Here is a 12,005-nt window from a genome sequence, read left to right as displayed (position 1 = left end):
CCGGTTGTGCCGCCGCATTGCACCCGCACCGCCGGATCCGCCGTGGACCGGGATGCCCTCTTTCAGCGTTTCCTCATCATGCTCAGCTACCGCCACGCCTTTCATGCCGGCAATCACGCCGACGTTCTGAAACACGCCGTCGTCTTGCAGCTATTGCGCTATCTCGGCCAGAAGGACAAAGCCTACTGGTACATCGACACGCATGCGGGTGCCGGCGTCTATTCGCTGAAGGAAGGCTACGCCACCAAGACGGGCGAATTCGAGACCGGCATTGCGAAATTGTGGGAACGCCACGACCTGCCACCGCTCTTCGCCGAATACGTCGACGAAGTCAGCGCGCTCAATGCGGATGGCCAGTTGCGTTTTTATCCCGGCTCGCCGTATATCGCGTGGCGCCAACTGCGCGAGCAGGACCGTATGCGCCTTTTCGAGCTGCATACCACGGAAATCGACGTGCTGCGCCACAATTTTCGCGATGCGGGGCGCCGCGCGATGCTTTACGCGGGCGACGGCTTCGACGGCATTCTCGCGCTGCTGCCCCCAGCGTCGCGCCGCGCGCTGGTGCTGCTCGACCCGTCGTATGAAGACAAGCGCGACTACACGCGCACGCTGCGCTGTGTCGACGAAAGCCTGAAGCGCTTTCCGACAGGTACTTACGCGGTCTGGTATCCGCAGGTGAAGCGCCTTGAATCGCAGCGCTTCCCGGACCAGCTGAAGCGGTTGCAGAAGGACAATTGGCTACATGTCAGCCTGACTGTCAGCAATCCACCGGCCGACGGTTTTGGACTTTTCGGCAGCGGCATGTTCATTCTGAATCCGCCGTACACGCTCGCGAAAATGCTGAAGGACGAGATGCCCTGGCTCGTCAAAACGCTCGGCGAAGACAACGCGGCGACGTTCACGGTCGAATATCGCGGCAATTGAAAGCGGTACGTGCTCAGCCGGGCTTTATCCCGGTCGCGCGCGTACGCATGCCAAGTAGGTCCGCTAGTACTCGCATCACGCGCAACCGGGCAAGTCGCCCTACTCACTTCGGTGGCGCGCCCGCCTTGATAGCGAAGTCGTTGGTGTAGGTCGCGCTCAGGTCGATCTTCTTCGGGTCGAGCCGGTTGTCGAACGACGACAGCGCGCGCAGCGCGGTCGCCGGCCCGTCTGCGGGCATCAGCCCATCCGGCGAATAGGCGTCGCGCACATTGTGAAAAGCCTCGACATAGAGGGCCGGGTCGCCCAGCAGGTAGGCCTGCGGCACCATCTTTAGAAGATCGGCGTCGCTTGCGGTTTGCAGCCAGCGGTTCGCGCGCACGATCGCATCGGTCAGCGCCTGCGTCGTCTTCGGATTCTTGTGGATGAAAGTCTCGGGCGCGTAGAGCGTCGCCGCGGGCATCGTGCCGCCGAACACTTCCTGCGTGCCCTTCACCGTGCGTGTATCGACCAGCACCTTGATCGCGCCGCTGCGGGTAAGCTTGGTGATCATCGGGTCGACGTTGGACAGCGCGTCGATCTGCCCGCTGCCCACCGCGGCCAGCACCGTCGCGCCACTGCCGACACCGATCGCCGAAATCTCGCTGCGCTGCACTCCGGCCTTGCGCAAGGCCACGGTCAACACCAGGTCCGTCGATGAACCCGGCGCGCTCACCCCGACCTTCGCGCCCTTGAAGTCCGCGAGCGACTTGATCTGATCGGCCTTCGACTTCACAACGGCAATGACGATTTGCGGCGCGCGGCCCATCAGCGCGAACGCGCGATAGTGCTGCCCCTTCGCCTGCATGAATAGCGTGTGCTCGAACGCACCCGCACCGACGTCGGCGCTGCCGCCCACCACGGCTTCGAGTGCCTTGGAGCCGCCCGCGAAATCCTCGAGCGTGACATTCAGCCCTTCATCCTTGAAATAGCCGAGCTGTTGAGCGGCGAGAACCGGCAGATAGTAAAGACCGGGCAAACCGCCGACAGCCATCGTCAGCGTCGGCTTTTCGGGGGCGTCCTTGGCGAACGCCGCGCCCGGTAGCGCGGCGAGCGCGAACAGCATTGCGCAGGCGCGCGTGGCACGCTGCATCCATTGAATTGGCATGTTGAGGTCTCCTTTTTCTGTTCCCTTTCGAAGCAGTGACGCATGCGCGTGCCACCGTTTGGGCTCGAGCCGGCAGCGCGCGAAACGATTGTCGTCGGACGGTTTCGCGCGCGCCATGCGCCCAAACCCGAATGCGACGGCACCAACGCGCGGCAGCATGTGAGCGGGACGTGTAGACACGCGCTCAGCGCAGCGCATGCACACCGGTGCGCTGACGCGACATGGCTGAAAGGAAACCACTGGCGGGCACGTCGTTGCCGACGCCCGCAGGGGCGCGACCGGCAACGCATCGCTCGCGACCGCGCGCCACCGGGCATCGGTAACTGCATACGCGACGACGTAAAAGTCGTGTGATGTCGCACCGGTAAGCGATGCTATGGACAGAAGCGGATCGGAGACAAGGCCCGCTGCCGGTCTTTACCGGCTTGTGAACGCTATCGAGGAGCCGGCAATGGCCGGGGCGATGGCCGCACCGGCGCACCACCGCTCACCGGCAACTGAATATATGGCGCGACGACGAACGGCGGCGACGATTCCTGCGGCAGTTCGACGGGTGCCGCAATCGGCGGCGCAGCGACGATCGGCTGTTGCACAGGTGGCGCGCTAAGCAGCACCGTGCCGCTCTGAGCATTGTTGACGCCGCCGAGTGTGTCGAGAATCACCGGCCTGCGGCCCTCGTCGGATGCCGCGAACGCGCCCGGCACGACGCACACGGTCTTCAACGCCGCCAAGGCGCTGATGGTCAGCACGGATTTGAATGATAGGAGCGAGCGGACGGAGAACATGTGCGGCCTGGTCGGTTGTGAATGTAGTGCCAGCTTGCGCAAAACCGCCCTACCTTACCTCGGACCGAATTGCGAAGCTAGCCGTTATTCCCCATGACCCCTCTTTGACGACAGCGGCGCAAAACAGTGAAAAGAGCGGAAGGTCCCTCCCAAGATGGACAAAGCCCCGCTTTCGCGGGGCTTACGCTTTGCAGCAATGGCCGCGCAACGAGGCGCGCCCGATCAAATCAGCAGCGGAACCTTACAGCGAGTAACCGTTGGTTTCCAGCGAACGGATCCGCTGTTCGAGCTGAACAATATCCGACGACGATGCCAGGTAAGCTTCACGACGGTCACGTTCCGCCGTTTCGAACCAGCTGCTCAGGGTTTCAAGAAGGTATGCAAACATGATGTTCTCCAAGGATCAGATCTAATCCCCGGTGATCGGTCATCAGGGATTTCCCGCAAGGGTTAACCCGTATTATAGCTCCGATGGTGTAACCGTGTGAGCGAAATGCCACGTGATGTGCGTTGTGCTTCGGAACGGAGCACACCTTGCTTGTATCAGAAGCGCTGATCTCATTGCATTTTCGCGATGAAGCAGGTGCGTTTCGTACCGCCCCGCGCGGTCATGCACCAATTGCGTACGGAACCCGCGCGGTGTGCAGGCGATTCGAGCACAGTGGCACCTCAGCGACGGCAGACGTCAGAGCGGATGACAGCCGTGACCCGAGACCAAGCCCGTATCGGCAAGCCGCTCGATGATGGGACAGTCCGGCCGGTCGTCGCCATGACAATGATTGGCGAGATGGGCTAGCGTATCGCGCATGTCGGTCAGTTCGGCAATGCGGCGATCGAGCTCCGCGACATGCTCAAGCGCGATCCGCTTGACGTCGGCGCTCGCGCGCGAGCGATCGTGCCAAAGCGCCAGCAACCGCCGGATATCCTCGACCAGAAAGCCAAGACGGCGTGCCTGGCGGATAAAGCGCAGAGAATGCACCTCTTGGGGACCGTATACGCGATAACCAGCGCTCGTGCGCGCCTTCGCGGTCAGCAGACCGACGCTTTCGTAGTAACGGATCATCTTCGCGGTGACGCCCGACGCGCGGGCCGCTTCGCCAATATTCATGACTGTTTCCTCAGGATGTGCGTCGATCGTATACCTTCCCATGATGGCAGGGTCAGCCGCGTAGATACGGCTCCGCAGGCATAATTCAACTATCTGCCACCACCAGTTCCGTGAGGTCTCTGCAATGACGATCGAATTCCATCTACAAGGTATGAGCTGCCAGCATTGTGTCGCGGCCGTGACGAACGCGATTCGCGAGCACGACGCCGCTGCGCGGGTCGAGGTGGACCTCGCGGCCGGCCGGGTCGTGGTGGAATCGGTGCAATCCGTCGATGCGCTGAAGGCTGCGATCGACGAAGCCGGCTACACCGTCACGTCTGTCAGCTAAACGGGCGGCGACATGTTCAAGGTTGCCGTCGTTGGCGGCTCGGGGCTGCTCGGCCGGGCACTGGTCGACGAACTGGCGCGCGAGACAAGCTGGCAAGTCTTCGCCACCGCGTTCAGCCGGCCGTCGCCGGCGATGGTCGCGCTGGATATTCGGGATGCGCAAGCCGTTGGCCGGTTCATCGAGCGCAGCGCGCCGGACGCCGTCGTGATTGCCGCGGCGGAGCGTCGTCCCGATGTCTGCGAGCACGATCCGGCACTGGCCCGCGCGCTGAACGTCGATGCCGTGCGCACCATCGCCGCAGCGGCGAATCAGTGCGGCGCATGGACCCTGTCGATCTCTACCGACTATGTGTTCGACGGCACACACCCGCCCTATCGCCACGACAGCGCGCCCGCGCCGCTCAACGCATACGGTCGCAGCAAGCTCGACGGAGAACGGGCGCTGAGCGACACAGCGAGACGCGGCTGCGTCCTGCGTTTGCCGTTGCTATACGGGCCGATCGTGAGTTGGGCCGAATCGGCGGTGACGAGTCTCGTGCCGGCGATTGCCGCATCGGCCACCGCCGATAGCCAGCCCGCGGCGATGGACGCATGGGCGATCCGCTATCCGACCTACACGCCAGACGTCGCATGCGTGATCCGGCAAATGCTCGAACGGCACGCGAGCGGCAAAGCGATCTCCGGCATCGTGCAATGGTCGGGCGACGAACCGATGACTAAATACGAGATTGCCGTGCGTGTCGCCGATGCGCTGCGACTCGACGCGCAGCTGGAGCCGCAGCGCACGCCAATCGATACCACGCCTCGCCCGCACAACTGCCATCTGGAGTCCAGCCGTCTCGAGGCATTGGGTTTCGGGCGGCGTACGCCATTTGACACGGCGATCCGCAAGGTGCTGACCGCGTTTCCGTGGCGAAGCGGTCCGCGGCGGGTGTGACCGGGCAGCGAGGGCCGCCAGCGTCGATCAAGGAAGCCACGGCCTGTCGTGACCGGGTGGAAGATTCGGGTAAGCGCGTGGAGAGTAACGTGTTGACGTAATGCGACGTCGTTAATCAGTGATGCGCGCGTCAGCGACCATCTCACGGCAGCAACATCTCTGAGCAGAGGTGGCCGCGCAAATTCGGACAGTCGGATAAGTGGAACGCACGGGGCCTGAGCCGGCGATAATGCCGACAAAGGAACCAGGAAGATGACGAAGAGAACCCGACGGACGCACTCAGCCGCGTTCAAAGCGAAAAGTGGCGATGGCGGCGGTCAAGGGTGAGCGGACGCTAGCCGAACTGGCGCAGCAGTTCGATGTGCACCCGAACCAGATCACCGAATGGAAGCGGCAGTTGCAGGAACGTGCGGCCGACGTATTTGGCGCAGGTGGCACGGCGCCGAGCGAGCCGCAAGTCGATTTGAAGGAGCTACATGCGAAGATCGGTCAGCTCACGCTGGAGAACGATTTTTCATATGGCCTGTTTTTGCAAGCAGGGCGAGCGCCGACCTCGCCACCGCGATCTCGAATGTGAACGTGTCCGACCTGATTGGTAACGCGGTAGACGGGCTGTTTATCGACGATGGATCAAGCTCATATCCGCGGGCTGGTTACCGCATTTCATCTTTCCGTCACGGGGCTACCTCGCTCTTAACCACGGAGATCACGCAGTCGCGTGCTCACAAAAAAATCTCGAGGATTCCCCTCATCGCGCCCGATGCCGCGTTACCGATCAGGTGGAAGTCAAAGGTTTTGCGATAGCGGCTCCTGTCTAAAATCTCCGGGCAAGATTTAACGGCGTGCTCAGGCTGGCTGCAGTCGTGTCCCGATGTCCCAGATGAAGCCACATAGTTCGCGCGCGATTGCCGCACAGGTCCTGTTCTGGTGAAGACCTCGTGCGCGAAGCCGGCGAAATCTGTGGCAGAGCCGAACCTGCGCTTTCCAGGCGATGTCGATGATATGTCGAGGTTGTCCTTCCAGTCGAGGCTGTAGCGACTCACCGATTCTCGCCGGCAACCGATAGTTCCACGCCGCCTCGCCAAGTATCCTGCGCACGTGCGTGTTTCCCGTCTTGGTCAGACGGCCTCGTTGCTTTGTATTCCCGCTGGAGTGTTCCGACGGTACAAGTCCCAGGTAGCGCATGAATTCGCGTGGATGCGGGAAACGCCGTAAATCACCAAGTTCCGCGACAATGGTCAACGCGGAGATGAAGTCAATGCTGCGCAGGGTCATCAGGCCTTTGACCACTGGCAGCCAACGCCAGGTTTCGGCGTGGCCCGCAGCGACTGTGTGAGGCGCTCGACGAGTTCGGTGGCAAACCGTACCGCCATCCGGTACTCGGTGAAGACGATATGCTGGGCGGAATCCAGGAACTTGATCTTGGAGAGAAAGAGCTCATGCTTCGGGCCCCAGCGCGTACCGGTATAGGCATGACCATGGCGAAGCAGGAAGGATTTGAGCCGCTGGCGTACTCTGCGCTGGTCGCTCACTGCATCCTCGCGAGCGCGAACCAGGTCGCGGATGGCTTCATCCTGCGGTTCGGGAACGGCAACCGGCACAAGTTCGCCAGCCCGATGGAGTCTCGCTAAAAGCAGCGCGTCGCGACGGTCCGTCTTGATTCTGTCAGCCGGTCGGCGGGCGACCCGCGATGGAGCAACCACGTCACAGTGATAGCCCTGCTCGCGCAGTGCCCGGACTAAGCCGTACCCGCAGGGGCCTGCCTCATGACAAATGCTGATTTCCGATGGGGCGCCAAGCTTTGAAAGCGCTTTGGTTAGCGAAATGACGCTGTAGCGGGTCGTACCGACGAACTGAGGATCGTCCCGTGAATGCGCCCTCGCGAATGCGATTGCAATCGAGTCCTTGTGCACGTCGAGCCCGACATAAATCTTGACCTTGTCCATGACTGTCTCCGTCGTTTGCGTATTTCGGACGAACGTGACCGGCCGTTTCGGGATCGTGACCGACGATTTCGGCAACGTGACCGAGCATTTCGGAAACGTGACCGGACGGACCGGTAGGCAGGATTGGCGTTGCGCATGACATCAACCATGCGGGCTATGCTCGCCGGCTTTGGCCGGAGAGAACATGCCCGCGCACCGGATGAACATGCGCATGATCAAGGACGTTTTACGACTTAAATTCGATGGCGGCTTCTCGCACGATCGGATCGCCGCGTCGCTGGGCATTTCCAAGGGCGTGGTCACGAAGTACGTCGGACGGGCGGGCGCCGCCGGGCTGGACTGGGCGAGCGCCTGTGAAATGGACGAAGGCGAGCTCGAACGGCGGCTGCTCGGCAAGCCCACAGGGCCTGCAGCCTATGCCCAGCCCGATTACGGGCGCATCCATCATGAACTTCGCCGCAAGGGCGTGACGCTAACGCTGCTGTGGGAGCAGTACCAGGCCGAGTTCGCAGACCGGCAAACCTACCGCTACACGCAATTCTGCGAGCACTACAAGGCGTTCACGAAACGTCTGAAGCGCTCGATGCGGCAGATCCATCGCGCCGGGGAGAAGCTGTTCGTCGACTTCGCCGGCCCCACATTGCCGCTGACGACTGGACGCCGTGCACACGTCTTCGTGGGCGCCATGGGCGCCTCGAGTTACACGTTCGCGTGCGCGACCCCGGCCGAGACAATGGAGGACTGGCTGAGTGGCATTGCACGTGCACTGACCTTCTATGGCGGCGTGCCGCAACTGATTGTGCCGGACAACCCTCGCGCGATGATTGCCGATCCCGATCGCTACGAGCCTCGTGCTGGCGACACCGTGCTGGACTTCGCGCGACACTACGGCACCTCGTTCCTGCCGGCACGTGTATATCGCCCGCAGGACAAACCGAAGGTAGAAGTCGCTGTACAGGTAGTCGAGCGCTGGATCATGGCGCGCTTGCGTCATCATCGGTTCGCATCGGTCCAGTCGGTCGACGACGCGATCCGGCCGTTGCTGAAGAATCTGAACGAGCGCCGGTTCCATAAGCTGCCAGGATGTCGAGCGAGCGCATTCGCCGAACTGGACGCGCCGACACTGCAGCCGCTGCCGGTGCAGCCCTACGAACTTGCGCGCTTTAAGACGGTGACGGTTCACATCGACTATCACGTTGAGATCAACAAACACCGCTACAGCGTGCCGCACGCGCTGGTCGGTCTCAAGCTTGATGCGCGCATCACGGCGGGCGCCGTCGAGCTATTGCATCGCGGCCGCCGCGTTGCCAGTCACGCCCGCAATGATCGCGCGGGCGGCTACACCACCATCGTCGAGCATATGCCGGCGGCGCACCGCGCCCATCTGGAATGGACGCCGCAGCGGCTCATTCATTGGGGGCAGCAGATCGGCTCGGCAACTGGAGCGCTCGTCACCCGACTACTGCAGGAGCAACGTCATCCCGAACACGGCTATCGGGCGTGCCTGGGATTGCTCTCGCTCTCTCGTCGTTACGGGCGCGAAAGTCTCGAAGCCGCGTGTGCGCTCGCGCTGGAACTGGGCGTGCATCGTTACCGCCATGTGCGCGAGATCTTGATCAACAACCGCGACCGCGCTGCCGCGGCAACGCCTGCTGACTGGATCAGCCCAAGCCATGCGCACGTACGCGGCTACAGCTACTACCAATAAAGAGGACCGGCCATGATGATGCAACAGACCCTGACCCAACTTCGCACCCTCAAGCTTGATGGCTTCGCGGACGGACTCGAAGAACAATTGACGCAGCCTGGTTCGGCCGGCCTGAGCTTCGAGGAACGGCTATCGCTGTTGATCGATCGCGAAGCCAGTTGGCGCGATGATCGGCGCCGCACACGGCTGCTCAAGCAAGCGCGCCTGAAGTATCCGCAGGCCGCCATTGAAGATCTCGACACCCGTGCCGGCCGGGGCGTGGACTCTCGCTCGCTCATGAGCCTGGCCCTGGGCGATTGGGTCGAAGCCGGCTACAGCCTGCTCATTAGCGGCCCAACGGGTGCTGGCAAATCGTGGCTTGCCTGCGCGCTCGCGCAATACGCCTGCCGGCGCGGGCACTCGGCGTTGTACCTGCGCGTGCCACGGCTGAACGAAGAACTGCGCGTCCTACACGGCAACGGCGGCTTCACCAAATGGTTGCTGCAGCTCGCCCGCGTTGATGTTCTCCTGCTGGACGATTGGGGAATGGCTCCTCTCGATGCGATGGTGCGAAATGATTTGCTCGAGATGATCGACGACCGCGCGGCGGGCAAGGCAACCATCGTCACAAGCCAATTGCCAATTGAACACTGGCATGGCTGGATCGGCGACGAGACCATCGCCGACGCGATGCTCGATCGACTCATGCAACGTCATCATCGGATCACGCTCACCGGCGAATCGCTGCGAAAAGCGTCCCTCGAACCCAACATCTTGGAGCCAGAACTCGACCAGAACTAACGAGGAAATCTACAATCAACACCGCGCAACGCCAAACCCCGCCAAATCGGTCACCATCCCGAAATCGGCGGTCACGTTCGCCGAAATACGCATCGTTCAGTGAAGGTCGTCCGATTATCGGATGAACGTCAACGCCGCGCTCCCCTTGGAGGCCATCATGTCTTAAGCGGCGCGCTCAACAAGGCGGGATTGCTGAGCGCAAAGCGATGATCGATCGTACGCACGCATTGCCGGTCTCGCAGCAGGCGCGACTCGTTGGTATCGCAAGATCGAGCGTTTATTACCGGGCGCAACCGGTGAGCGAGGCAGACCAGTTGCTGATGCGCCGGATCGATGAACTGCACATGGAGTTTCCGTTTGCGGGAGCGCGGATGCTGGCGCGACTGCTGCGTCGCGAGGGACACGAGATTGGCCGCAGGCGCGTGCGCACGCTGATGAAGCGCATGGGTATCGAGGCCCTGTACTGCAAGCCGAACACGAGCCGACGCAATGCGCAGCACAAGATCTGGCCGTATCTGCTGCGGGGGCATGACGATCAATGGGGCAAACCAGGTCTGGGCACTGGATACGAGTTATATCCCAATGGCGCGCGGCTTTGTGTATCTGACCGCCGTGGTGGACTGGGCCAGCCGCAAGGTCCTGGCCCACCGCGTAGCGATCACGATGGAGGCGATGCACGCTGTCGAGGCGTTGGAAGAAGCGTTCGCGAAGTACGGGCAACCTGAGATCGTCAATACCGACCAGGGCAGCCAGTTCACCGCGACAGTGTTCACCGAGGCCGTGCTAAGCCGGGGCATCCGCTTGTCCATGGACGGCAAAGGTGCCTGGCGAGACAACGTGTTCGTCGAGCGCGTGTGGCGAAGCGTGAAATATGAAGAGGTGTATCTGAAAGCCTATGAATCGGTCGGCCACGCCCGGCGCTCAATCGGCGATTACATCAATCTGTACAACCAGAGACGACCTCATTCGAGTCTGGAAAACCGCACGCCGGATGAGGCATATTTCGCGACGCTGCCTGCGATCAAATCGGCAGCATGACCGCCCCGGACGTTCCACTTAAAAATCCCAGAAGTCTGTCCGAACGGATGAGGCCACCTCTCTCCCCTACGCTGCAAGCCGATGCCCCGTTAATGCGGGGCGTGCAATCGCGGGCGGAAATACACACCAGCAGCCGTCATTGTGTCGAAAGAAGAAAATCGCATGCGAACCGCTCGGGGCCAACGCCTCGACGCGCACATAGCGTCTCCTCTCGCAACCGGTACGACCGAATTGAATTACGCGGAGCCGCGTCGTCGGAGTCGGAGCAAGCCATTTTTCTACCAGGAACCGCAGGGACTTCTCGGCGATGTTCATGTTCGCCTCCTTCCATTTCTGCCGCAGCTCACGACGATCAGCTGTCGGTAGCGGAACCCTGCGACCTGTCGATCGTGCTGCGTATACTGAGCTAACCACGCCAGCGTCCGCTTTATTCCCGAGCCTCGAACGTGGCGGCATGCCGCGATTTCGAGCGCGCCTGTGCAACTTGCCCGAGTCTTTGCGAGTTTTTCTTGATCAGAGCCGAACCGGTCCAGATGCGGCTTCCTATTGGACGGACGGTCGAATGGCGGGAATAAAGGTGCGTCGTTTCAAGCGCAACAGTGAGATCAAGGGGAACCGAAGTGCAATCAATTGAGCCAATGCGACCAGTTGGCTGATTGGTGTGGCTTTCGGCCACCGAGAGGGTTGTATCTTTAGTTCGATTGACAACGGTATTCGGCAGCCTCGACTAAACCGCGGCGCGCTATCTGGCGCGAGGAGAGGCCCGCGGCAGACAGCGTGTTTCGCCGGATCGACTAGAACATCGTGTTGTCGTTGGCCGATTGCTCGGGCACGGGTTGAATCACATCCCAGTGCTCGGCGATCTTGCCGTGCTCGACGCGGAAGATATCCACGATGGCGTTGCCGCGGTCTTGCGGGTTGCCGGTCGAGTGAACATGCAGAAAGACGAGATCGCCGTCGGTCGCACTGCGCACGATGGCCGAACGGGCATCGGGGGCATGCTTGAAGTATTCGGTAAAGAAGCTGATGAACGGCGCGGACCCGGTGGGCACATGCGGATTGTGCTGAATGTAATTCGGTGCGAGCACGGCGCTAGCAGTCGTGAGATCGTGCCTGTTGAACACCGCATCGTAGAAGTTCACGACTAGCGCGCGGTTGCGCTCTTCCTGGGCAATATCGCGGGCGGCCGGATGAGCCGGCGCGACGCTATCTTCGGCGCGGGCCACATGGCTTGCGATCAGCACAAAGAAAGCAGCGGTGGCTGCCACGCGCTGGAGCAAGGAGGTTCTGTTTGGCATGACGGTCCCC

General features: G+C 61.7%; 10 protein-coding genes and 3 pseudogenes. 7 read left to right on the top strand and 6 right to left on the bottom strand.

Going from position 1 to position 12,005, the window contains the following annotated elements; genetic code table 11:
- Window positions 1-78: 78 nt before the first annotated feature.
- Window positions 79-924 carry a 23S rRNA (adenine(2030)-N(6))-methyltransferase RlmJ gene (locus VGH68_RS03965; protein WP_331602195.1) on the top strand — a complete coding sequence of 282 codons (846 nt, stop codon included), beginning with the start codon at window positions 79-81 and terminating at the stop codon, window positions 922-924.
- Between the two features lie 103 nt (window positions 925-1,027).
- On the opposite strand, the gene VGH68_RS03960 is transcribed toward VGH68_RS03965, so the two are convergent.
- The 4 genes from VGH68_RS03960 to cueR form a co-directional block, all read right to left on the bottom strand.
- Complete coding sequence (locus VGH68_RS03960) at window positions 1,028-2,068, bottom strand: ABC transporter substrate-binding protein (protein WP_331602192.1); 1,041 nt, start codon at window positions 2,066-2,068, stop codon at window positions 1,028-1,030.
- 434 nt (window positions 2,069-2,502) lie between these two features.
- Window positions 2,503-2,853, bottom strand: coding sequence for a hypothetical protein (locus tag VGH68_RS03955; RefSeq protein WP_414696890.1), 351 nt, complete (start codon window positions 2,851-2,853; stop codon window positions 2,503-2,505).
- Window positions 2,854-3,094: 241 nt separating this feature from the next.
- Complete coding sequence (locus tag VGH68_RS03950; RefSeq protein ID WP_331602191.1) at window positions 3,095-3,241, bottom strand: DUF3563 family protein; 147 nt, start codon at window positions 3,239-3,241, stop codon at window positions 3,095-3,097.
- 297 nt (window positions 3,242-3,538) lie between these two features.
- Window positions 3,539-3,961: a Cu(I)-responsive transcriptional regulator gene (cueR, locus tag VGH68_RS03945; RefSeq protein ID WP_331602190.1), complete on the bottom strand. Its 423-nt coding sequence runs from the start codon at window positions 3,959-3,961 to the stop codon at window positions 3,539-3,541.
- A gap of 124 nt (window positions 3,962-4,085) precedes the next feature.
- On the opposite strand from cueR, the gene VGH68_RS03940 reads away from it, so the two are divergent.
- The 3 genes and pseudogenes from VGH68_RS03940 to VGH68_RS03930 form a co-directional block, all read left to right on the top strand.
- Complete coding sequence (locus VGH68_RS03940) at window positions 4,086-4,289, top strand: heavy-metal-associated domain-containing protein (protein WP_331602189.1); 204 nt, start codon at window positions 4,086-4,088, stop codon at window positions 4,287-4,289.
- 12 nt (window positions 4,290-4,301) lie between these two features.
- Complete coding sequence (locus VGH68_RS03935; protein ID WP_331602188.1) at window positions 4,302-5,225, top strand: SDR family oxidoreductase; 924 nt, start codon at window positions 4,302-4,304, stop codon at window positions 5,223-5,225.
- A 252-nt stretch (window positions 5,226-5,477) separates the two neighbouring features.
- Window positions 5,478-5,739 (top strand): annotated as a pseudogene (locus tag VGH68_RS03930) (transposase); the annotation flags it as partial.
- Between the two features lie 332 nt (window positions 5,740-6,071).
- Here the strand turns inward: VGH68_RS03930 and VGH68_RS03925 are convergent.
- Window positions 6,072-7,171 (bottom strand): annotated as a pseudogene (locus tag VGH68_RS03925) (IS110 family transposase).
- Window positions 7,172-7,355: 184 nt separating this feature from the next.
- Here VGH68_RS03925 and istA point away from each other — a divergent pair.
- From istA to VGH68_RS03910, 3 genes and pseudogenes are all read left to right on the top strand, one after another.
- Entirely contained in the window at window positions 7,356-8,879 is a 1,524-nt protein-coding gene (gene istA, locus VGH68_RS03920) for an IS21 family transposase (protein ID WP_331602187.1), read from the top strand.
- Between the two features lie 12 nt (window positions 8,880-8,891).
- Entirely contained in the window at window positions 8,892-9,659 is a 768-nt protein-coding gene (gene istB / locus VGH68_RS03915; protein WP_331602186.1) for an IS21-like element helper ATPase IstB, read from the top strand.
- Between the two features lie 167 nt (window positions 9,660-9,826).
- Window positions 9,827-10,697: pseudogene (locus VGH68_RS03910) on the top strand (IS3 family transposase); the annotation flags it as partial.
- A 794-nt stretch (window positions 10,698-11,491) separates the two neighbouring features.
- Here VGH68_RS03910 and VGH68_RS03900 read toward each other — a convergent pair.
- Complete coding sequence (locus tag VGH68_RS03900; RefSeq protein ID WP_331602193.1) at window positions 11,492-11,995, bottom strand: nuclear transport factor 2 family protein; 504 nt, start codon at window positions 11,993-11,995, stop codon at window positions 11,492-11,494.
- Between the last annotated feature and the right edge of the window lie 10 nt (window positions 11,996-12,005).

Source organism: Paraburkholderia sp. (genome assembly GCF_036488505.1).
In the GTDB taxonomy this organism is placed as follows: Bacteria; Pseudomonadota; Gammaproteobacteria; order Burkholderiales; family Burkholderiaceae; genus Paraburkholderia.
This window is presented reverse-complemented; position numbering and strand designations above follow the sequence as displayed.